Source organism: Levilactobacillus muriae, from assembly GCF_045862015.1.
Lineage (GTDB): Bacteria > Bacillota > Bacilli > Lactobacillales > Lactobacillaceae > Levilactobacillus > Levilactobacillus muriae.
The window spans coordinates 26,025-48,529 of sequence record NZ_BAAFRU010000008.1; the positions used below are offsets into that span (position 1 = coordinate 26,025).

At 48.5% G+C, this 22,505-nt stretch carries 23 protein-coding genes; 8 read left to right on the top strand and 15 right to left on the bottom strand.

The genetic code is table 11. The annotated features are described in order from the left end of the window. Nucleotides 1–83 precede the first annotated feature (83 nt). The 4 genes from ACKTSF_RS06920 (at nucleotide 84) to ACKTSF_RS06935 (ending at nucleotide 4,586) form a co-directional block, all read left to right on the top strand. A complete protein-coding gene (locus ACKTSF_RS06920) occupies nucleotides 84–1,010 on the top strand; it encodes a matrixin family metalloprotease (RefSeq protein ID WP_407887884.1) in 927 nt (308 codons plus the stop codon). A gap of 203 nt (nucleotides 1,011–1,213) precedes the next feature. After that, nucleotides 1,214–2,158 (top strand): GH25 family lysozyme, encoded by a 945-nt coding sequence (locus ACKTSF_RS06925; RefSeq protein ID WP_407887886.1) that lies wholly within the window; start codon nucleotides 1,214–1,216, stop codon nucleotides 2,156–2,158. Nucleotides 2,159–2,320: 162 nt separating this feature from the next. Then, on the top strand, nucleotides 2,321–3,271 hold the full coding sequence (gene hemH / locus ACKTSF_RS06930; RefSeq protein WP_407887888.1) for a ferrochelatase: 951 nt from the start codon (nucleotides 2,321–2,323) through the stop codon (nucleotides 3,269–3,271). Further along, nucleotides 3,258–4,586, top strand: a complete 1,329-nt coding sequence (locus ACKTSF_RS06935; protein WP_407887890.1) for an Nramp family divalent metal transporter — start codon at nucleotides 3,258–3,260, stop codon at nucleotides 4,584–4,586. The genes hemH and ACKTSF_RS06935 overlap by 14 nt, the downstream gene beginning before the upstream one ends. 32 nt (nucleotides 4,587–4,618) lie before the next feature. On the opposite strand, the gene ACKTSF_RS06940 is transcribed toward ACKTSF_RS06935, so the two are convergent. Further along, a complete protein-coding gene (locus ACKTSF_RS06940) occupies nucleotides 4,619–5,749 on the bottom strand; it encodes a family 8 glycosyl hydrolase (RefSeq protein ID WP_407887892.1) in 1,131 nt (376 codons plus the stop codon). Between the two features lie 185 nt (nucleotides 5,750–5,934). Here ACKTSF_RS06940 and ACKTSF_RS06945 point away from each other — a divergent pair, with 185 nt between their 5' ends. Continuing rightward, entirely contained in the window at nucleotides 5,935–6,102 is a 168-nt protein-coding gene (locus ACKTSF_RS06945) for a hypothetical protein (RefSeq protein WP_407887894.1), read from the top strand. A gap of 91 nt (nucleotides 6,103–6,193) precedes the next feature. On the opposite strand, the gene ACKTSF_RS06950 is transcribed toward ACKTSF_RS06945, so the two are convergent. The 14 genes from ACKTSF_RS06950 to ACKTSF_RS07015 form a co-directional block, all read right to left on the bottom strand. Further along, nucleotides 6,194–6,514 (bottom strand): carboxymuconolactone decarboxylase family protein, encoded by a 321-nt coding sequence (locus ACKTSF_RS06950; protein ID WP_407887896.1) that lies wholly within the window; start codon nucleotides 6,512–6,514, stop codon nucleotides 6,194–6,196. 14 nt (nucleotides 6,515–6,528) lie between these two features. Beyond that, nucleotides 6,529–6,939 carry a cupin domain-containing protein gene (locus ACKTSF_RS06955; protein WP_407887898.1) on the bottom strand — a complete coding sequence of 137 codons (411 nt, stop codon included), beginning with the start codon at nucleotides 6,937–6,939 and terminating at the stop codon, nucleotides 6,529–6,531. Between the two features lie 14 nt (nucleotides 6,940–6,953). Next, nucleotides 6,954–7,382 carry a MerR family transcriptional regulator gene (locus tag ACKTSF_RS06960; protein ID WP_407887900.1) on the bottom strand — a complete coding sequence of 143 codons (429 nt, stop codon included), beginning with the start codon at nucleotides 7,380–7,382 and terminating at the stop codon, nucleotides 6,954–6,956. Between the two features lie 114 nt (nucleotides 7,383–7,496). Continuing rightward, nucleotides 7,497–8,066 (bottom strand): TetR/AcrR family transcriptional regulator, encoded by a 570-nt coding sequence (locus tag ACKTSF_RS06965; protein ID WP_407887902.1) that lies wholly within the window; start codon nucleotides 8,064–8,066, stop codon nucleotides 7,497–7,499. Between the two features lie 92 nt (nucleotides 8,067–8,158). After that, nucleotides 8,159–8,293 (bottom strand): hypothetical protein, encoded by a 135-nt coding sequence (locus tag ACKTSF_RS06970; RefSeq protein ID WP_407887904.1) that lies wholly within the window; start codon nucleotides 8,291–8,293, stop codon nucleotides 8,159–8,161. A gap of 214 nt (nucleotides 8,294–8,507) precedes the next feature. After that, the gene (locus tag ACKTSF_RS06975) at nucleotides 8,508–10,343 is read right to left on the bottom strand and encodes a SpaA isopeptide-forming pilin-related protein (RefSeq protein ID WP_407887906.1); all 1,836 of its coding nucleotides are present in this window, start codon (nucleotides 10,341–10,343) and stop codon (nucleotides 8,508–8,510) included. A gap of 364 nt (nucleotides 10,344–10,707) precedes the next feature. After that, nucleotides 10,708–11,586 carry a PfkB family carbohydrate kinase gene (locus ACKTSF_RS06980; RefSeq protein WP_407887908.1) on the bottom strand — a complete coding sequence of 293 codons (879 nt, stop codon included), beginning with the start codon at nucleotides 11,584–11,586 and terminating at the stop codon, nucleotides 10,708–10,710. 1 nt (nucleotide 11,587) lies between these two features. Then, nucleotides 11,588–12,952 (bottom strand): purine-cytosine permease family protein, encoded by a 1,365-nt coding sequence (locus ACKTSF_RS06985; protein ID WP_407887910.1) that lies wholly within the window; start codon nucleotides 12,950–12,952, stop codon nucleotides 11,588–11,590. A gap of 523 nt (nucleotides 12,953–13,475) precedes the next feature. Next, nucleotides 13,476–14,318 carry an aldo/keto reductase gene (locus ACKTSF_RS06990; protein WP_407887912.1) on the bottom strand — a complete coding sequence of 281 codons (843 nt, stop codon included), beginning with the start codon at nucleotides 14,316–14,318 and terminating at the stop codon, nucleotides 13,476–13,478. Between the two features lie 54 nt (nucleotides 14,319–14,372). After that, on the bottom strand, nucleotides 14,373–15,554 hold the full coding sequence (locus ACKTSF_RS06995; RefSeq protein ID WP_407887914.1) for an MFS transporter: 1,182 nt from the start codon (nucleotides 15,552–15,554) through the stop codon (nucleotides 14,373–14,375). Between the two features lie 109 nt (nucleotides 15,555–15,663). Continuing rightward, nucleotides 15,664–16,851, bottom strand: coding sequence for an MFS transporter (locus ACKTSF_RS07000; protein WP_407887916.1), 1,188 nt, complete (start codon nucleotides 16,849–16,851; stop codon nucleotides 15,664–15,666). Nucleotides 16,852–16,991: 140 nt separating this feature from the next. Continuing rightward, complete coding sequence (locus tag ACKTSF_RS07005) at nucleotides 16,992–17,579, bottom strand: TetR/AcrR family transcriptional regulator (RefSeq protein WP_407888168.1); 588 nt, start codon at nucleotides 17,577–17,579, stop codon at nucleotides 16,992–16,994. A 189-nt stretch (nucleotides 17,580–17,768) separates the two neighbouring features. Beyond that, complete coding sequence (locus ACKTSF_RS07010) at nucleotides 17,769–19,004, bottom strand: ABC transporter permease (protein ID WP_407887917.1); 1,236 nt, start codon at nucleotides 19,002–19,004, stop codon at nucleotides 17,769–17,771. Then, nucleotides 19,004–19,726: an ABC transporter ATP-binding protein gene (locus ACKTSF_RS07015; protein WP_407887919.1), complete on the bottom strand. Its 723-nt coding sequence runs from the start codon at nucleotides 19,724–19,726 to the stop codon at nucleotides 19,004–19,006. Before ACKTSF_RS07015 ends, ACKTSF_RS07010 begins: the two co-directional genes overlap by 1 nt. A 159-nt stretch (nucleotides 19,727–19,885) precedes the next feature. On the opposite strand from ACKTSF_RS07015, the gene ACKTSF_RS07020 reads away from it, so the two are divergent. The 3 genes from ACKTSF_RS07020 to ACKTSF_RS07030 all read left to right on the top strand — a co-directional run bounded on the left by ACKTSF_RS07020 (nucleotide 19,886) and on the right by ACKTSF_RS07030 (nucleotide 22,379). Next, a complete protein-coding gene (locus ACKTSF_RS07020; RefSeq protein WP_407887921.1) occupies nucleotides 19,886–20,311 on the top strand; it encodes a MarR family winged helix-turn-helix transcriptional regulator in 426 nt (141 codons plus the stop codon). Then, a complete protein-coding gene (locus ACKTSF_RS07025) occupies nucleotides 20,311–21,156 on the top strand; it encodes an alpha/beta fold hydrolase (RefSeq protein ID WP_407887923.1) in 846 nt (281 codons plus the stop codon). The genes ACKTSF_RS07020 and ACKTSF_RS07025 overlap by 1 nt, the downstream gene beginning before the upstream one ends. A gap of 410 nt (nucleotides 21,157–21,566) precedes the next feature. Continuing rightward, entirely contained in the window at nucleotides 21,567–22,379 is an 813-nt protein-coding gene (locus ACKTSF_RS07030; protein ID WP_407887925.1) for an SDR family NAD(P)-dependent oxidoreductase, read from the top strand. The last annotated feature ends 126 nt before the right edge of the window (nucleotides 22,380–22,505 follow it).

A 22,505-nucleotide genomic window follows, 5' to 3' on the forward strand; every position in this document is an offset into this window, starting at 1 on the left:
GATTTTTTTACTTGACCCCCTTTGCAGAAAAGTCTATGCTATTGTAAATGTTACGTTTTGGGGAATTGAGGGAGGTTAGCATCATGCACAGATCACACCATTTAAAAGTTCGGTCCTTACTGATTGCGGCAGCATCGGCCCTACTGTTTGCACCGGCCATTGCCACCAGCACCGTTACCGCCCACGCGGCTAGCGTGAATCCATCTTCAGCGACTTTAAAGAAGTCGGCAAGCTATTATCGAAAGCATGCCAAGACTTTAGGGAAGAAGTACAAGCTGGCATTTGACGCTCAAACTGGACTCAAAAAGAATGGTAAAGCGACTGTCTACATCAACACCAAGGACGCCAAACTCAAGAGTAGCGTCAAGATTGCCATGAACTATTGGAATAAGAAGCTGGGCAAGAAGGAATTTGTTCAGGGTTCTAAGAAGAATCACACCCTGACATTCTCTGTTTCTAAGGCACAAGCCACGAAGAGTGACCAAAGTGACGCCTGGTGGACGCCAAGTAGGAAGAGTTTACAGGTACGTTGGTCTTACTACCAAGCTGAAACTAAGAATATTGGGATTGCCATGACAAATCAGCTGAACGACGCCTTCTACAAGAAGTACGCCAAGACGATTGAAGCCAAGGCCAAGGCTAATCTGGCTGCCAAGGGTATCACATCTGCTGATGCGAACTATCAAACTGAATTTAACAACGAAGCAGCGTCTGTTGAGAAGTCTTTGCCGGCCTACTCAACACTGGAAAACGAAGTTAAGGGCGTTAATACTGTCGCTAATAATGGGCGGATGTACGAATACGCCAGCACGATTGCTCACGAATTGGGCCACGTCATGGGACTGAATCATTCCCCTAATAAGTCCGATCTCATGTACTTTGAGAGTGGTAGCAACAACGTTTATAGCTACAAGAAAGTTAACCAAGGTTTATCCAAATACAATCCAATCACTAAAACCGATAAGAACCGGGCTAAGCTTGCTTTAAAGATTTACACCGCCACCCACTAAATTCAACACGACTTAGCCATTCGAATTTTTTTCGAATGGCTTTTTTTGTTATTGCTTCTCTTATTTGTCCCCAATCGTCCACCCACTTAACCAGATGATTTCTTTACCCTTGCAATCTAACTGTAATCAATTGTAAATCTGTAGTAACCTGTTAGCTGGTCACACCGTGTACAATAAGGGCAAAGACTGAGGAGGATGTATTCATGCAAATTAAGTTACATAATTTAGTTGCGGGTGTTGCGGCCTTTGCCGCCGTATTGGCTGTTGGGGTTGGTTTGAACACAACGACTGCTAATGCCGCTGGTAAGAAAGTTGCCGATATTTCGCAATATCAAGGGAACATTAACTGGCAAAAAGCGTCTAAGGACTTAAAGTACGCCATCATTCGGGTACAACACGGAAGTAAGGGCGACGCTGGTTACATGGTCGACAGTAAGCGGAACGTCAACGCTAACGGTGCTTACAAATACGGCGTCCCATTTGGCCAATACATGTTTGCTGAATTCACGAGTGTGAAGGATGCTCAACAGGAAGCCAAGGACTTCTACAAGCGCAGTAACAAGCACACCAAGTTCTTTGTCCTTGATGAAGAAAAGCGGATGTCATCTGCATCTAGCAGTGAACAAACCTACGTTAATGCCTGGCTGAAGACGATGCGTGGCTTGACCGACAAGCCCCTGATCATGTACGCTGGCGAATACTATGCTAACTCTCAAAAGTTGAATTTCGATAAATTCGATGGTACCTGGATTGCCAAATACAGTTCCGTTAAGCCTAAGGTTTCTGGAACTTCTGTTGATCTGTGGCAATACACCAGCTCTGGCCGGGTTTCCGGAATCAGTGGGAACGTTGACCTGAACAAGGTCTTGAACAGTTCTGCCGTCAACAAGTGGTTCTCTGGTAGCGACAAGAAAGCCACTACTAGTTACTACAAGAGTGCTGACAACGTCACTGGTATCAAGGCGAAGAAGACCGTTTACGAATACAAGTCCACGTCGTTCACCAGTAACAAACGGAGCACGAAGGTTAAGGCTGGCACTAAGTTAGCCGTCAAGGCCATCACTAAAAACAGTAAAAATGCCTACCGTTTCCAATTAACGAACGGTAACTACGTCACGGCCAACAAGGCGTACGTTGCAACTTACTAAAGCGAAGCGTTAAAAAGACATCCCGCGGGATGCCTTTTTTCATTTCCACATACTGACGGTATGCACCCATGACGCCCCTCACATAAAACTTGTGCACTCCGGTAGTTATGAAAGCGATTAATTATGCTATCATAACCTTATGAATACTTGGGGGGTCTCGTTATGCAACAAGGTTTACTATTGGTTAATCTCGGGTCACCGGCTTCGCCACAAACTGCGGACGTCCGAGCCTATCTCAAAACATTTCTCAGTGACCGTAGCGTGATTGAAATGCCACCGGCACTGTGGCAACCGATTCTACGAGGGATGATCCTGCCGCTGCGGTCGTGGCGGTCAGCAACCTTTTATCAACACATTTGGACCAAAGAAGGGTCGCCACTGATTGTCTATACCCAACGCATCACCCAACAAGTTCAAGCACAACTGACCGATTGGGACGTGCGTTATGCCATGACTTATGGTGAGCCGGATATTGCGCAAACACTGAAATCCATGGCACAGGCAGGGTGTGATCACATCGTACTCCTACCACTCTTTCCACAATATACACAAAGCACCCACGATTCCATCTTCAGGCAGGCAGCAACCAGTCAAGTCCCACTGACCACCATTCGTCACTTCTATCAAGATAGGGCTTACCTTGATTTATTGGCTGATCAGGTTGGGCAGGCTTATCAGCAGGAGAACTTCGACGCCGTTCTCTTCAGTTATCACAGTATTCCCAGTGCCATGGTCGCTCACGGGGACCCGTACCCCACGGAATGTCAGGCCACGACTCAGGGTATCCTTGATCGGCTACCCGACTTACCTGCCGATAAGGTTCAGACCGTTTATCAGTCTAAATTTGGCCCAATGCCTTGGCAAAAGCCTTACCTCAAAAATACGTTAATGCAGTTGGTTACGTTGGGGAAGCGGCGCGTTTTAATTGCGACACCGTCCTTTGTGGCTGACTGTCTAGAAACTCTGGAGGAAGACTACGTTCAGAATTATCAGACCTTTAAGGCCAGCGGCGGCGACACCTTCAAAATGGTACCGCCCATGAACGACGATCCCCGCTTCGCCAAAGTTCTGGCTGGCCTTGCCCAACGGAAGGTTCGTGATGATCATGCCTGAACCCGATCGTCCCAGTCTCGATGAGGTCAATCGTAGCGTTGCCGTTCCCAACAACGGCGCGTCATTTCTTCAGAAGTTCCTTGCGTACAGTGGACCCGGCGCCTTGGTGGCCGTGGGTTACATGGATCCCGGTAACTGGCTGACATCGCTGGCCGGCGGCAGTCAGTACCGCTATCAGCTCCTAGCTGTACTGGTAATTGCCATTCTGGTCGCCATGTTTATGCAGACTCTGGCCATTAAGTTAGGCGTTGTGGCCCGGCGTGACCTCGCCCAAGCCATTGCAGAACGCGTGCCCGCACCCGTTCGCTATAGCCTCTGGTTGCTCAACGAAGTTGCCATGATGGCTACCGATCTGACCGGTGTCGTGGGGACCGCTATTGCCCTAAAATTACTGCTGGGACTGCCCTTGGTTTACGGTATCTTGCTCACAATCGCGGATGTCTTAATCGTGCTTTTATTCTTACGTTTCGGTATTCGCCGAGTCGAGTTTATTGTCCTGACCGCCATTCTAACGGTCGGCATTATCTTTGCCATCGAAGTCGCTCGAGCTCACCCGGCGATTCCTGCTATTCTGCGCGGTGTCATCCCCACCACCAGTTTACTGACCAACCATGCTAAATTAATTCTGAGCGTCGGTATCATTGGGGCGACCATTATGCCGCATAACCTCTACCTACACTCTTCATTGGCTCAAAGCCGGCGTTATGATGAACACGACCCCGCCCAAGTCAACGAGGCGCTGCGTTTTGGCAAATGGGATTCCAACGTTCATCTGATTGCCGCATTGCTTGTAAACGCCCTCTTGTTGGTTCTTGGCGGAACCCTCTTCTTTGGCCGAACGGGACAGCTAACCAGTCTCCAGGCCGTCTTTAATGGTTTACAGAATTCAGCAATCGTCGGTAGTCTGGCCAGCCCCTTGATGAGTTGGTTATTTGCCTTTGCACTCCTTATCACCGGTTTGATTTCCTCCATCACCAGTACGCTCTCTGGTCAGATTGTGATGGAAGGCTACATTCACATTCGCCTGCCACTCTGGCAACGGCGTCTGCTGACCCGGTTTGTGACGCTGATTCCCATCTTGATTATCGGTTGGCTGATTGGCTTTAATGATCGTACATTTGAGCACCTGATTGTTTATGCTCAGGTAACGCTCAGCATTGCCCTGCCATTCACCCTGTTCCCAATGGTGGCATTGACCGGTAGTCGTCACCTGCTTGGAACCCACGCAAATCGCCGCTGGGTCACAATTATTGGCTACCTGTTAACCGCGGTCATCACTATTTTTAACCTTCAGCTCTTATTAGATATATTATAAAAAGCCCTCAGCAAATACTGAGAGCTTTTCATTTATGACAACCCGGTAACCACCTGTAACGTGGCGGAATAGTAGTTGTGCTTTTCAATTGTCTTCGGCATCTGTTTAGCTGTCTTATTCTTCAATGCTGTCTTCTTCATAGTCACAGCCGCAAAGTGGACCGGCGCCGTGAAAGCCGTGTTCACGTAACTATTAACGGCCTTCCCACCTAACGTGTAAACGGCAGTAATCTTCTTTTTCTTGTTGAAGAAATTCAGCTGTTTTACCAAGGCTTTCTTGGTCACACTATCCTTGCTGATTTTAATCGTCTGTGCTAACCGCCAAGGTACTCGGTTGGCATTGTAGCCGACCTGGTCGTCGGTTCCAGATTCGATACTGTACGGCTTAACGGCCTTAAGTGTGATTCGTGTACCAGTCGCTAGGATAAAGTCCGGGAACAACCCGGTCTTATGTCGTGCGCTAAGTTTCTTAACGGCGGTTTGACTGCGTTTAGCGACCTTAGTCCAAGTGCTATCCCTGGTATATTTGGCAAAAGTCTTGAAATAGCCCGTCATGAGATCCGAGGTCCGTAGCTTGCTAACATCGTAACTCGTCGTGGCCCAATTTCCCATCGTTGGTAAATAGGTCGTCTTGTTGATTTCCTTTTGTTTGATGGCCTTGATGAGCTTCTTGGCCGCAGCTCGGTAGTTCGTCTGCTTGCTTCCCCATTTCTTATCCGCCAGAATTAACGCATAAGCAATGTCCAAGTCTCCATCGGTTGCCGAATTTTTCTGTGACCCAGTACTGGTCATCTTACCAGAACGCTTCGTCTGTTGCCACTGCATCAGTGGCAACTTACTTGAGACCCGGTGAGCCCGATAATACTTGTACATTTGATTGAAGGTTGCGTGGGTGTTCGCCCCCTTCTTAGCTGCCAGCACGGTTGCCAGCATCCCATAGCCCTGCCCCTCGGACAGCGCCGTTGTCGTACCCTGACCGTTATTAGATTTCACGTACTTCTGCGTCTTACCACCTACATAGGCTTTCTGCCATTGCTTGTACTGAGTGACTGCCTGGCTAGTCTTGGCCTGGGCCGGTGTTGGTTGCACGCTGGTTAATCCCCAGACAAGGCCGCCGACAAATACGATGCCCAATAAATTAGTTAAAATTTTCCGTTTTCGCATGTTGTCTGACTCCTCAATTTCAGAATAGGTTATTTAGTTAATTATGCAATATTTACTGATAATTGTCGCTACAAATGGCCCATCTACGCGCTTTTGACCCGAAAAAAACGAGTCCCACCACCATTTTCTGGTCGTGAGACTCGTTTTAGATTAATCTCTGAAAGTTGGTCACTGTCTACATAGGCGTGAGTGAGCCAAATTTAGGCTCAGCCGTGGGATTTTCCAAGCGGGTTAACTTGGAAAATGGCGACTTTGAAACGCGGGTTGGGCGGTTCAAAGCGAGCTGGCAGACCGCTTCTCAGGCTGGCGGCGTCCTGCCCACAGCGTTGCAGCCTAAATTTGGTGAACGGTAAGCCGGCTGGTTTAGACGACGCTGCCTAATTTTAGTCTCAGCATCGTTGTTGCAACAGTTATAACGGGTATTTTAGATCTTTCAACCTTCAGTTAATCCTTAAAGATTTCCTTTGCAATACCAAATGCGGACCACGCCTTAGGCCAACCGACGTAGAAGGCCAAGTGGGTAATCACTTCAGCAATCTCATCCTTAGTGATACCATTGCCCTTACCGATCTTCATGTGGGCTGGTAATTGTTCAAGGTTACCCCCAGAGATCAGCGCAGAAATCGTAATCAAGCTTCTTTGATGCGCGGACAGTTGTTCTTCGCGTGACCAAACTTGTCCAAATAACACATCATCATTCAGTTCAGCAAACTTAGGGGCAAAGTCACCTAAGTTATCCCGACCAGCAGTTTGCTTCTTTGCCATAATTTATCTGCCTCCTAGTCTAAAGCGTCGTAGTGTGCATCGTCAACGGGTTCCAGCCATTCCGGCGTTCCAGCCGTAATGGCAATGTGACTGAACCAGCTATCCTTGGTTGCGCCGTGCCAGTGCTTGACGCCATCCTTCGTAACGACCACATCACCGGCATGTAACCGCCGAGCGGGCTGGCCAGCTTCTTGATACCAGCCTTCACCGCCGGTAACCAATAGGATCTGAAAACCATTGTGATGAATGTGCCAGTTGTTCCGGCAGCCAGGTTCAAAGGTTACGTTACCGACACCCACGCTAACATCTGGATCGTTCACTAGGCCTTGTAAGTAACTCTGACCCGTAAAGAAATCCTGGTATGCCACATTCTTATCACCAGCGGGGAAAATAACACCGTTCTTAATATCTTCGCTTTTTGTCATCTTAAAGCGCTCCTTCATTTGTCATTGAATCGTTGTAAATAATCATGGAAACTCTCGGAATCGGCAATGGTATGCGCAACCTTACCATCATACCAGTCGATCTTCCGGCCCAACACCTGCAAGTGCATCTGCAGTTCCGCAATATCTGCCTCGGCATCGTCCTTGGTCTTCTGCAACATGACCCGTCGCTCGGGAATCGTTGCATCTCCTTCGGCCCGAAGTTTGACATACCGCTTCAGGTCGTTGAGCCGCATGCCAGTCCCCTTCAGATGAAGGATAAAACCAACCCACCGAATATCTTCATCAGTGTAATAACGCACGCCGTTCACATCGCGTTGCGACTTCACCAGCCCTTGATCCTCGTAATACCGTAACGTATATGTGGATAAACCGACTAACTTGGCAAACTCGCCAATCCGGTATTGCCGCTGTGCTTCAACCATCAAACCGCCTCCTTGAATTCCTTACAAGTCTTAGTAAACACCTTCGAGTGCACTTTAAGTCAACCCTCATTCTGAAGATTCTAAAAAAAGTCGACAACTACGGCCGACTTTTCTCTATTCTAACGTAATTTGGTCGATGGCCAACTGCATCATCGCTTGGAAACGCTCATCAATCTTGCGCTGAGGTATCCTCAAATACCCCCCCAATTCTTGCATGATGAATCCAAATAATGCTGATCGATACAGGGTTGATTCCACTAAACTATAATTATTTTCGCCTTCTAAGACGTGGAGACTCTGAAACATTTGATTATACAAGTCACTCAACGCTTGATGTGTTCGCTTCAATTGCCGCAGGTCATTCGGATTGATTAAAATGGATGCCAAATGCTTTTCATGGCGGCAGCCTTTGCGAAACTCTTGAGCGAAGACCATCAAGGCCTCCTTACCGCCAACACCAAATAAGCGCCGCATCAATCGTTCACTCAACTGATTCACGAATCGCACCCCCACCTGATCCAACAGGTCCGTCAAACTATCAGCATAGTTATAAACGGACTGTGGTCGGATCTCTAACGCGTCAGCCAAGGCCCGAATCGTCAACTTATCCAATCCACGCTCCGCAATCAGCTGATCCGCGCGATCTAACACAATCTCCCTGGTCAACGTTCGCCGCTTCACCATATCCTCGCCTCTTCCTGAAGGTCTTCTAGATTATTATACATTGAAAGGGCTTTAACTTAAACGACATCACCGGTTTATCGTCTAAAATATCATTATCTTAATGTGTTGGTCTTGTGCCGAAATAATTCAGCCATTGGCACCCATGCCTGGCCATAGCCGCCACCAATCAGCGCGCTCCCCAGCATCGCTAACAACCAACTGCGTTTTAACGTCTCCGATTGCTTCATGTTGTCCTCCCGTTTAACTATCCGCTACACAAACTGCTCGGCAACAAATATACTAACTCCCCGAAGAATGATTCATAAGCTGAACTTGAATTTTACTCAGTATAGCATATAGTTGTCAGCTAAGATAGTTAATTCTATTATAAATATTTCAATAAAAGGCGGCGGCCTGCGTGCTCCACAGTCCGCCGCCAAGTATTAAGCTATTTAAAATAAATTAGTCTTTCCGTTTCAAAGCTACGATTCCTAATCCACTTGCGACGAGTAAAATCAGCCCTGCCCAAGCTGCTGACTGAGTCGTGTGTTCACCGGTTTGTGGTAAAGTCTGGCCCGCATACTGACCTGAACCTGAGTGCGATCCAGAACCTAGACCAGAACCCGAACTAGAGCCAGACCCAGACCCACTGCTGGAACCACTACCACTGCCAGTCTGCTGGCCGCTCATTGTGGCTCCCGTGTGGCTACCAGTCCCACTAGTCGCGTATGCACCGGCACCGCTATTTACGGGATGCTGACTACTGCTGCCGGGGTAAGACGTTGAAGCCCCCCCTGGCTTATGCGTGGTTACACCAGGATTTGTCGGCTCCACCGGCTTTACAGGCTTCACTGGTTTTATTGGTTTCGTTGGTTTTGTTGGCTTCTGCGGCGTTGTTGGTTTGACAGGCTTCACGGGTTTCGTTGGCGTTGTCGTTCCAGGATTCTCTGGATTTATGGGCGTCGTTGTTCCAGGATTCTCTGGACTTACAGGTGTTGTCGTTCCAGGATTCTCGGGGTTCGTAGTTCCGGGATTAGTTGGTGGCGTGACACCACCAGGATTCTCAGGATTACCACCACCGCCAGTGCTCGAACTATCTGGCGTATCTTCCGCAGCGACCGTTACTGCGGCCGTTTGCCCGTCCTTAATGGTAAATGGAATTGGCGTCTTATTCAGCTCAAAGCCGGCCGGTGGAGTTATTTCGACAAATTGATAGTCGCTAGCGGCCAAGCCTTCAACCTTGATGATGCCTTCAGCATCGGTCACCAAGTCAGACTTGACGACTTCGCCATCGGCATCCTGCAGGTCGTATACCGCCCCTGCTAAGGCTTTACCATTGGACTTTGCGGTCTTCTTCAAAATGACCTCTCCAAATTGTTGATCAGAACCACCATCACCATTACCATTACCTGTACCCGTACCGCCCCAAACGATCCGCGCCCCAACGCTTTGACCGTTCAGTGACGCATTATTCTTCCAAGTGCCACCAGTACCAGAAACATCTGGTGTTGTGTTATACGTTAGATTGACTGCCGTGGTCACATTGCTAAATGTAAAAGTCAACGTGTTTCCCATGGTGCTGATTTCAGGCGTAAGTGACCCTCCATCACTGATAAAGAACCCGTTTGAGTCGTAACTCCCGGTCTGGACATGAACACTTCCCGGGATGTACGTTTGACCAGGTCCCAAGCTGTCGGTAACGACGGCCTTATCCATTTTGGAACTGCTCGGGTTAAACGCAATATTCCACGTTAATTTTGCAGGTGCGCCATCTGGGGTCCGTTCCGAAACCCAACCGACCTTGTTAATGCCCCAGTCCGAATCGACGTTGTTATTCACAGTACTCCCCTTAACGTAGAATTGAAGATGACCCTTCCGATCCTTTGTGGTATGCGCAAGGGCGCCATTAAACGTAATCGTTCCAGTACTCTGGCCTTCCTTAATGCTAAACGTCCCAATCTTCTGACCGTTATCGTCATATAGCGGGAATGTCACATCTCGCCGCCCGACAGCAGTTGGTGGGAACGTTACGGTAACGGTGTCACCATCATTAATGGCCTCACCATCTGGAATACTCCAGACATAATCTACCGTATAGTTATCCCATTTACTCAGATCGGTGCCATTTGAAACGGCCGTACCGTTGGAATCCGTAATGGTCGCGTCACCACCATCTAATCCAGAGACCACAACACTACCGGCGTGAGCGGTAATCCCACCAGTAGCGAAGCCGCCAACTAAACAGACGGCGATGACTATCAGAGCGCCAATCACGACGGTAGTTATCTTCCTTCGCATCGTAATCCTCCTCCAATCAACATCCACTAACAGTTCTCCCTATTGATTGACTTATCAACTATGGTAACTGCTCGCGTCCCAAATCCATTTACTTTGATAACACTTCTACCGCTCTGTATTTACTATAACTGCTCTCGGAAAAAGCAGTCTCACTGCAAGAAGCATTTCGGGTAGTTAGCACCGGAAAAAATGGCAACGCCTAATTTTTGTTGTTTCTAGGTTGACTCACCAAAAAAATCATAACCATTAGCGTTGACCTGACGCGATTTTCCGGTTAATTTAACCTGTTGATGAACTACTAAATGGGTTGTGCAAATCACGTCAAAACGGCCGGTCCATTCAAGGATCAGCCGCATCTAATTCGCTATTTTTCTAATGCACCACCTTGCTGACTGACAACCAGCGCCGCCAACGCATTGGCCCGTTGAACGGCCTGTGCAGTGTCGTTGCCAGCAGCCAACTCAGCCAGTAGGCCACCACAGTGGGTGTCACCGGCACCAATCGTATTAACCACCTGTGTCGCCGTTCCTGGAACCATGTGGCCCCGACCACTCTCAACGTAGTAGCTCCCTTGGGCATCAAGTGTGACCACGACTAATTCGCCCGTAATGGCGTTTAGTCGTAAGGCAATCTCCTGATAGGTCTCGGTTGGTAGTCCCAGACATTTAATTTCTGCCAGGTTTCCGTGAATGAGCATTCCCGGGCGAATTACCTGTTGCAGAACTTCTGGCATTAGGCTCCCGACACGGGGTGACGTATCAAATAAGACACGCAGTTGTGGCTGCTGGCATAATGCCGTTAAAATCACATCTGCTGCCTGGGCATCCTCCAGTTCATATCCAGAGAGATAAACATAGTCATACTTGGCAAGGGAGAATCGTGTGAACCATTCGGCTTGCCAGCGACGCTCAACGCCAGTAATCGACAGAAAGGCACGCTCGCCATTGGCCTCCACAAACGAAACATCCCAGCCGTTATCGGCACTAGTATCAGTGACCATTACCGGAATATTCAGTCGTTGAAAAGTCTCCCGTACAATGGTGGCGTGTTCACCCTGACCAACCGGCGCCATTAGATCCGCCGTGGTTCCCGCATACGTCAGCGCTCGTTGCACGTTGAAGGCAGACCCCCCTACCTGTGTACGACGCCAATCTCCAGCCACGTCCTCACCGCTCTTCGGGAGATGCTGAACGTTAACCACAATATCCACGTAGGCGGCGCCAATCACTAGTACTCGCGCCATCCTAGTCAACCTCTTCAGTTAGGCGCTTGCCTAGTGGCCTCAGTACAACCATGCAGATAATCGCTACGATTCCTGCCACGAAGACACCCAGACTATTGTCACGGAAGATACCGTGCGCAAACGGCCCATTCCAAACGGCATTATTGGTAAACAAGAATCCGGTGATCACTGCAATCACCCATGAGCTGATACCCTTCCAGTTGAACCGATTGGACGAAGTCACCATCATCTCACTGACGGCATAACCATCTCGTCGATAGAGGACGCTGTCGCACAGAAAGACCGCAACCCAGGCAGCCAGACACGTCCCCAAGAACCCGAGGAAGAGTTCGAAGTTACCCATAAAGTTTTCTGAAATAAACAGCACGTATACGGGAACCAAAATCACAATCGCACCGTGTAAGGTCAGGGAGTTCCGTTGCGAAATTCGAATCCCCACGGTCTCCAGATTAATTCGGGCCGAACGTAAGCTGATCATACACTGTGGAATCAAGCCTCCTGCCGCTACCATGAAGTAAATCACTGTCATCCACGATGGCAAGGCGTAACTCATCACTGCAATTGGATTGGCCGCACTAGCCAGTCCCGGTTCAACTGTGCTCAACAGGACCCCACCCCACATCAGAATGAACAACGGCACAGCCCCACCCAATAACGTATGCCAGAATGTAGCGCTCTGACTGGCCTGCGGCTTCACGTAGGCCCCCCAATCAGCCGCAGCCATCGACCAACTGATTCCGGAACCCGCAGCGACAATCGATACGGCGGGCCAGAACCCACCTAACCATTTACCACTCGGTTGCGCTAGTGCTTGTTGCCAGTTAGCCTTCATCAAGAACAGAATTAGAATCACAACCGTTAAAATCCCAAATAACCAGGATAACCAGGTCTGAATCTTTGCCAAAACGGATTCGTTCACTAGTCCGGAGAGAATCACAATACCCGCAAAGACAGCCAGTGCCACGGCAACCGTCCAATCCGACTTTGCAATATGAATCACCTGCAGGAGTGCTACCAATAAAAGTGTCCCAGTAATCACGTTGACCGCGAGCCAACCAACCATGTTGACCCATGCAATCCCATTGGGAAGCTTATTGCCCTGCGTACCGTATGCCGCCCGCGATAATTTGAAGGTCGTCACCCCTTCGCGCTTGCCAATCATCGCGACCCAACCCGGAAAGGCAAATGAGAGTGCCCCGACTAGCGATGCCAATGTTGCTTGCAAAAAGGATAAATGATAGCTAACGATGATTGCGCCAAACACAATCCCCATAATGCCAATATTTGCCGCAAACCAGTTATAAAACAACTTCCCCGGTGTCAGTGTCTTGTCTTTCTGTGGTACCTTAATTGTTTCCCCATTCATAAAGCTCTTACTCCTCAATTGTTATGTATTTGGCTGTTGCAGAAAACTTAGGATAGTCGTCGCTTAGCCGGTCAAATGATACTATAGATGCAGTTGATCAGTCAGAGTGCTCACCCCAGTGGAAGGAAATCACAAATTATCCTAACCCTGGCACACCAATAATTTAGCCATACAGTATCATCGGCCACGTGTGTGTAATCCCTATCGTCCACGTTCCACCTCCTCTAAAAAGTCAATATCCCCACTATACCGAACTTGTACCCCTTTGTCAGAGCTGAACACTTACAAATTTATTTATATAATTATTCGTCTATTGAAGCCATGAAGCGTTAAAAAAGGAGCCCGGGATAAAATCCCAGTCTCCTTTTTGGTTCTCCTAAGCTATATTGCTGAAACGTGGGACAGAAGGCCGTTGACTCCGCTTAAAACTGATAGCCGAACTATCCAAATCCGGGATTATCCGGCTATCAGCCTTAATGCTCGTCAGCTAACCGCCTTTTTTCCCACTCTCCCAAATAATTATTTAGTCAAATTCTTCATATTCATTAGGATCTTGGCCATCGATTCGACCGTCATCACGACTCAACGCGTTGATTGCCGCCATTTCTTCTGACGTCAGGTTGAAGTCAAACACATCCAAATTAGACCGCTGATGCAGCAAGTTGCTGGCCTTCGGAATGGGAACAATGCCGCGCTGGAAGTGCCAGCGAAGGATAATTTGTCCCACATTTTTCTCGTACTTTTTAGCTAGCTTCTGAATCAAGGGTTCCTTCAATGCCGCACTCCCGCGTCCCAGTGGACTCCAGGCCTCAGTGATGATTCCCCGCTCTTGATCCGCCGTCAACATCCGCTGGTTATTCCAGTATGGATGAGCTTCAATCTGATTGACCGCTGGCGTCACACCAGTTTCCTTGACCAGTCGATCCAAATGTCCTGGCTCGAAGTTTGAGACCCCGATGGAACGAATCAACCCGCGTGTCCGGGCATCAATCATCGCCTGCCAAGCCTCCACGTAATGGTCACGCTTAGGCAGTGGCCAGTGAATCAGAAATAGGTCGAAATAATCCAGCCCCATACGGTACAAGGATTCCTGAATTGCCGTCGTGGCATCCGCATAGCGGTGGTACTTTCCCGGTAATTTCGACGTCACAAAGAATGCCGACCGTGGCAACCCGGATTGCCGAATGGCTTCACCTACAGCACCTTCATTATCATAATTTGTCGCCGTGTCGAGGCTCCGATAGCCGTCGCGAATCGCTGCTAGAATCTGATTGACCCCTTGACCACCACGGACTTGGAACGTGCCCAAGCCCACAGTTGGCATCTGGTAACCATCATTAAACGTGACTACAGGTACTTTTGTCATCAAATAACCTCCTGTTTAATTAGTCTCTAGGGTCAACTCTAACGCGAATTTTGCTTAATTGAAACTATTTTGCCGGTACCGCTTGATTACACGGTTCAGAACCAGCGCGAGAATCAGCGAAATACCTGCGTACCCAGCAGCCCCCAAGCTAATGTGGTTCAATCCGACCGTCCCCAGCATCCCGGAAGCCGTCGCCGACCCCAAGGAAATACCGAAGTTAAAGAAGATGGAATTCAATGAAGATGCCAGCACGGTTGACTGTGGATACTCCTCTTCGGCAATGTTCAGGAAATGAATCTGAATGGGCGAGTTGATAATCGTCACGACCAGACTCATCGCTAACAGAATCGCTAAGCCACCAAACTTGAAGTTCAGACCAATCGGCAGTAAGGCTAGCAAGATCACATCTACCACGTAGAATCGTGGCATGATGCGTAGACCATTTCGTTCTGCCAACATCCCCGACAACCGGTTACTAATGATACTCATAACTCCAATTAGGAAGAGCAACCAGTTCAAACTTTGGGTACTGAATCCTAGGGCAGTCGTCAGTAGTGGTCGAATATACGTGTAATAGGCGTACATCGTCGCTGCTGTAAATAGGACTAAGGCAATCCCCACGTAAATTCGGGGATCCTTCAACAGCACCAATTGATTCTTCACACTGCTTTGGACCTGTTCGACTTTGCGAGGCAACAACCACCCCAGCAGGACACAGGTCACAGCACTAATTATTGAGATTAAGTAGAAGGCGTCGCGCCAACTATAGCTGGTACTGATGGCCGTCCCAATCGGCACCCCAAAGACAGAGGCAATACTGAAACCGGCAAAAATCCACGACACCAGACTCGCCCGTTTTTCACGTGGCGCAATCGAACTGGCAAAGGTCATGATCAAGGAAATAATCGCACCAGCCACCATTGCCGTGATAATTCGAGATAGCAACAACACGGGATAGTTCATCGCAAAACCACTCAGCGTGTTCCCCACTAAGAAGATCCCCATCAGGGCCATTAACGTCTTGTAGCGACTAAAACGGCTCGTCAAGACGGTGATAAACGGCGTGCTGACTGCGTATACCGTGGCAAAAATTGTCACCAAATAACCCACGGTCGCCACCGGAATTCGATATTCCTTGGCAATGTCGGAGAGCACCCCGACCACAATAAATTCATTACACCCCAACATAAACGCCACCAGGACAAAAACGATGGCTTGCCAACGATACTTGTTCACGATATTTTCTCCTCTGAATCTTAAGATTTTCACTCATTACCTACCAGAATACACTACCTCTCAGAAAATAAGCAGGAGGACGCCTCATGAAAACGTCCCCAATTAAAAATTATTTTTCTAAGGCCACAGATTGTTGATGGGTCGTGATGACCCGGTTTAGCGCAACTACCAGAATCAGAGAAACCAGTGCGTAGCCGGCGGCCCCAAAGCTGATGTTTTGAAGGCCCACCTGACTCAACATCAGTGAGGCCGTGGCTGATCCCACTGAAATCCCGATGTTAAATGAAATTGCGCTGACTGACGACGCCAGCATCGTCGCCTGCGGATAGCTCTCCGCGGCCACATCCAGGAAGTGAATCTGAATGGGGGCGCCAGCGATAGTCACAATCAGTGTGAGAATCAGCAGGATCCCAAAGCCTGCCACCTGACTGTTGAGCGCAATCGGCAACGCTATCAAGAGGAGCATGTCAGCCACATAGAACCACGGCAATTTCGGCAGCCCCTTACGTTCCGCCAACGCTCCTGACAACCGATTGCTGATAATACTCATGATACCCAATGCGAAGAGCAACCAGTTCAGACTAGTCAGATCAAACCCCATACTGGTCGTAATCAGCGGCCGAATATACGTATAGTAAGCATACATTGTGGCTGCCATGAAGAGATTGACCGCGATTCCTAAGTAGACTCGTTTGTCCGTGAGAAAGACCAGCTGATCCTTCACGCCACCCTTGGTCTGCTCGACGTTACGTGGCAATAACCACGCGAGCAGTAGCGCCGTAACCAACGTGATACCGGAGATAACATGGAAAGCCGCGTGCCAGCTATCGGCAGTACTGATGGCCACTCCAATGGGGACCCCAACGACCGAAGCAATGCTGAACCCAGCAGAGATCCAAGCAATCAGAACCGCCCGCTTGTCATGGGGCGCGATGTCATTTGCAAAAGAAATAATAAAGGATTCGATCGCGCCAGCTACAGAAGCCGTCATCACCCGCATCACTAGCAACATGGCGTAGCTAGTCGCAAACCCACTCAACGTATTTCCCACCAAGAAGATCAGGACGAGCACCATCAACGTCTTGTACCGACTGAAACGATTGGTCAACACCGTGATGAACGGCGTACTGACGGCAAAGACCGTCGCAAAAATTGTGACTAAATAACCCACGGTCGCCACGGAAACATTCAGGGATTTCGAGATATCCGAAATAACCCCGACAACAATGAATTCATTACATCCCAACATGAATGAAGTTAACACAAAAATAATAGTTTGTAGACGGTATTTAGACACGACAAACTTCCTTTCCACGCAATTTTTTCACTTTAGAATACCCGTTCGGTTTTCTCCGGATAAAAGAGCTGTTACCATCTAGATTACACGACAAAAAGAAAAACGGCTAGTCCCCTCAGGCAACTAACCGCTTCATTTTGCTATTTTTTGATTGTCCGAACGACTTGCTCTGCAATCATCTTCAAGTCCTCATCCTTACCATGCACGAGAACCGGTGTAAAGCTAGACTGGATCACGTAAATGGCGAGTTGACCGCCGAGGATCCGAACCAATCCGGCTGCGTCAATGTCGTCACGCAGCTCTCCGGTCTCTCGGAAATTCCGTAAAAGTTCGCCCAGGAAATCAAAGTCGTTGCTCCGAACCAGCTTGCCAAATAGTTCACGCATATCAGCATTCGTCATCATTTCCATGGCGATGATTTTAACTGCCTCTTCATTGCCCTTAATAAACGCATACCGGTCGGTCACCATGAAGTGAACCATCTCCGTCAACGTCTTTTGCCGCGCGATACCGGCAAAGAACTCATCTCGATACTTTGGAAAGAAGTGCTCCATGACGGGCCGCACGACGGCCAACATGAGATCCTGCTTCGTATGAAAATACTTAAAAATGGTTGCCTGACTGATGCCGGCGCGCTTCGCCACATCAACGGTCGACGTCCCGTCGAAACCGTCCTCCGAAAAGAGCTCCATGGCAGCCACCAAAGCTGCCTTCTTACCCTTTGGCATTTTCTGTTGTTCCAGCCAATCACGGTAATTGACAAAAATACTTGGTTCCACACCGCTCACCCTTTCCTATTTATACAAATTCTACTGACACAGATTGCCGTTCACAGTGGGCCCGTGGCCCCCTGGAACGGCAATCATACCTACCAATTCATTATACGCGAATTAGTTAATAAACTCTTGTAATTTCGTTTAAACTTTCCGATAACGCTTCAGCCCGACAACGTTCAGAATGGTTAGTCCAACTAGGAAGATCAGTAAAACCAGGATATCCAATCCTAAGTTGAAGATGGACGTTCCCCGCATGATGATGGCGTTAACGGCATCCCCAGAATATTTCAGTGGAATAATGTAGGAGATATCCTTAACCCAATCGGCCATGGAGTCCAGTGGGATAATCCCGGAGAAGAAGACTTGGGGAATGATAACCAGCGGAATGAACTGCATCATCTGGAATTCTGAGTTGGCAAACGTCGAGAGGAGAATCCCGAATGCCAGGGCGACTAAAGCGAGGATCAAATTGATGACAACCACGCTCGCCATACTGCCGACAACTTCGATACCCAGTAACCACACGGTCGTCAAGACGATCACAATAGTTTGAATTACCGCTAGAACCCCGTAACTTAACATGTAGCCGAAGACGATGGAGGACCGCTTAACAGGGGTTGCCAGTAACCGATCCAAGGTCCCCGTCGTCCGTTCCTTCAACAGGGCCATCCCGGAAATCAGGAAGACGAAGAAGAAGACGAAGAAGCCCATCAGAATTGGTAACATTTTAGCAAAGTAACCCGTGTTCTTATCCCCATATACGTAGTGGTTCGTAATCTTGGGGGGTGATTGACTGGAACTCTTTGTTGAGTTGTTGGTCGACTTGGCTTTGGTAGCAGCTGCTTGCTTAGCCGCTGCCTGCTTGGCTGCCGCAGCGCTACTCGTCGTTGCTGCCGTTGTGCTAGCAGCAGCCTGTTGCTTCTGTAGTGCTTGCAATTGGACTTGGAGTTTAACCGTCGCCTTAGTACTCTGCTTCAAGGCTGATTTTAATTGATTGATACTCGTTGCCGTCACAGCATTCTTGAAGGCTAATTTGACCATCGCCGTCTTAGAGGAATCCGTGTTGGCATAAGTCAAACTGTAGTTGTTCCCATTCTTTTTAATAATGGCATCAACTTTTTCATTATTCAAAGCCTTCTTGGCATCACTCTTCGTATCATAGGTCTTGACGGTCACATGCTTGATTCCGCCCATTTCTTTATTTAATTTCTGAGAAACGGAAACCGTCGCAACATTAACGTCCGTTGAGGAATTGGTATTAAAGATCACACTCATTAACAACATCACTAGGATGGGGGCGATAAACATCAGTGCTAGCGTCCGTTTATCTCGGAAAAGTTCCTTCAGCACCCGGTTCATAATTCCAATCGTTCTCATTATTCAACACCCTCCGCCTTTAAGAATACGTCTTCAATCGTGTTAACGCCGTACTGTTTCTTCAGAATGGCTGGTGCATCGAAAGCCATGACTTCGCCGCCTAAGAGTAAGGCGACCCGGCCAACCAATTCAGCTTCGTCCATCACATGTGTCGTAATCAGAATTGCCCGACCTTCGTCACGAATCCGGTCTAGTTCTGCCCAAATCTGACGTCGTAAGGCTGGGTCAATCCCAACAGTCGGTTCATCTAAGATCAGCAACTCTGGATTCCCCAGTAAAGCAATGGCTAGGGATAACCGTCGCATCATCCCACCGGAGTAACCGGAGACCCGTTTGTTCAAGTCAGCCGTTAAGTCAACGACTTCAGCCGCATGCATAACCTCTTCCTTCATATTTTCCTTAGCAATGCCCTTCATTAAGCCGAAGAACTTTAAATTCTCCAAACCGGACAAGGAATCATATAAAGCATCCGTCTGTGCCATGTACCCGATTCTTCCGAGTAACAGTCGATTGGGCATTGTTGTATCGAAGACCTTGGCAGAACCGCCATTGGCGACCTCCATGCCCAGGGCTACCTTGATAACCGTTGACTTACCGGCTCCTGAAGGCCCGATTAACCCAACGATTTCGCCGGCGTTAACAGTGAGGTTAATATCTTTTAAGACCGTTTGATCGCCAAATTTCTTGGCGAGATGTTGTAAATCAATAATTGCGTTTCCCATGATAGTGCCTCCCAAAACAAATTTTGAAAAGGTGAGTGATTGATTACTTACCTGATAAAGTGAGTATATACTCACCACATATTTTTGTCAACGACTTCTTGCAATTTTTTTAAATAGGTATATCATGTATGTACACGATAAAGAAAGAAAGTGACCCTAATGTCCCACCATTTCTACCAAACCTGCGCCTACTTCACAGCTGCACGGTACATGCGGACCATGGAACAGCTTACCGACAAGATATTTGCCCCCACTGGTATGAAGCCCGCTTACAGCTATCTCATGATGGCGCTTCAAGACGAGCACCCCCAAACCATCAAGCAACTATCCATAAAGCTTGGTTATGAACGCTCAACAACTTCGCGGTTGGCGAAGGTCCTCGCCCAGAAGCAGCTGGTTACGCTGCAAGCACAGGGCAGAGCAACCAGTATTGCCTTAACTGCTGCCAGTGGGGACTTCCTCGTGACGGCCAACCACTGTCTCGACGACCTCACCGTCACAACTGACCAACTTTTGGGTAGCGACAAAGCCCCCATGACAGCCTTACTAACAACTAACAATCAAAAAATTCGGGAGGAATTATAATGATGACTTATCACACAATTGACGTCGATGACTTGAAAATTTTTTATCGTGAAGCCGGTAATCCTGACAAACCCACGATGTTACTCTTCCACGGCTTTCCCTCAGCCAGCCACATGTTCCGTGACTTAATGCCTGCACTGGAAGATCACTTTCACTTGATTGCTCCAGACTTCCCAGGATTCGGCCAATCCAGTGCCCCTGATCACACCCAATTTAGTTATAGTTTCAAGCATCTTAGCGAAATCATGACAGCATTTCTGAAACGACTACACCTGGATTCCTTCTACATGTATGTCTTTGATTACGGTGCCCCCATTGGCTACTACATTGCTCAAGCACATCCCGACTGGATTCGTGGTATCGTTAGCCAAAATGGCAACGCTTATCAGGAAGGCCTCGGTAGTAAGTGGGCTAGCCGGCAAGACTTTTGGGATCACCCGACACAAGCCAAACGAGACAGTTATCGGACAGCCTTTGCACCAGCAACCATCAAGGGACAATATACAACGGGAACTCAGTCCAACCGTGTCTCACCGGATGGCTACACCTTAGATGTCGCTTACACCCAGACACCAGGTTACGCTGAGCGCCAACTGGATTTAATCTTTGACTATCAAAACAACGTTAAGGCTTATCCCTTATTCCAACAATATTTTCGAGACTATCAACCTAAGCTACTGGCCGTTTGGGGCAAGAACGATCCTTCCTTCATTCCCGCAGGTGCCGAAGCTTTTAAGCGTGATGATGCTAACGTTGAGGTGGATTTACTCGATACCGGTCACTTTGCATTGGAGACTCACGCTTTGACAATTGCCCAGCTGATTATTCAATTCTTCCATAAATGAGACACCCCGCGTTTTCCATTAGTTTCTAAAGGTTTAAGGTCCAAATGCACCTAGAAGGGCCAGCCGTGGGATTTTCCAAACGGGTTTACTTGGAAAATGGCGACTTTGAAACGCGGATTGGGCGGTTCAAAGCGAGCTGGCAGACCGCTTCTCAGGCTGGCGGCGTCCTCCCAAACGCGTTCTAGCCTAAATTTGACGAACGGTAAACCGGCTAGTTTAGACGACATGGCCACCAAAACCGGCTTCTCTGGCTCTGGCGGCCTTTTTGTTGTCATGACTTTGGCGTAGTCGCTCAAGCTAAAATTATAAATAACTTGACCTCAATCTGAACGGGTTGTATCATGTAATCAATTAGGTGAGTGAGCAATCACTTACTTAATTAAAATCCTCCAACGAAAGAAGACGTTCTCATGAGATTAGAAAATAAAGTTGCTTTGGTTACTGGTGCTACTAGCGGAATTGGCGAAGCCATTGCTCGACTCTACGCTGCTGAAGGTGCTAAGGTTTTAATTGGTGGACGCAAAGAAGATCTCGGCACGCAAATCACCAATGATATCAAGTCTCAAGGCGGCGAGGCCAGCTTCATTCACCTCGAAGTCACTGAACAATCTAATTGGGATAACGCCGTTACGGTTGCGCAAGAAACTTACGGTGGTTTAGACATCCTGGTCAACAACGCTGGGACAAACGCCGCAACTGCTTTCCCTAAGGTCGACTTGGTCAAGTGGAACCAGATCATGGCAGTCAACGTTACCGGTCCCATGATGGGCATTGAAACGTGTGCGCCGCTCTTAAAGAAATCCGGCAAGAGTGCAATCGTCAACATCTCTTCCCTTGGCGGCATGTATGGCACCCCATCAACCGCTTACTCAACCTCCAAGTGGGCTATGCGCGGCTTGTCCAAGAATGCGGCCTACTCTTACGCCGACTGGGGCATCCGCAGTAACGTTATTGAACCCGGATTCATCGGGGGAACGAACATGACCAAGGCTATCTTGGAGAAGACCCACGGCCAAGATGTCATGGGGGCTATGACACTATTGGGCCATTCTGGTAAGACCAGCGATCTCGCCGGTGCAGCGCTCTTCTTAGCTAGTGAAGACTCTTCATACGTCACTGGTATTGACGTTCCCGTCGACGGCGGTCTGTACAGTGCTGGTTACTACGGTACCGTGAAGGCGCAATTAAGTCAGCAGATTCAGAGTGTCGCGCAGGAAAAATAAACGCTAGATTCCGTAAAAAAAGTTGGTCCAGGAAATTACTTCCCGGACCAACTTTTTTTAGTCATTGACCTCTGCTGCAAGCATTAACTGTTCCTTACCCACAATGATTGGCAAACGTGCGTGGTC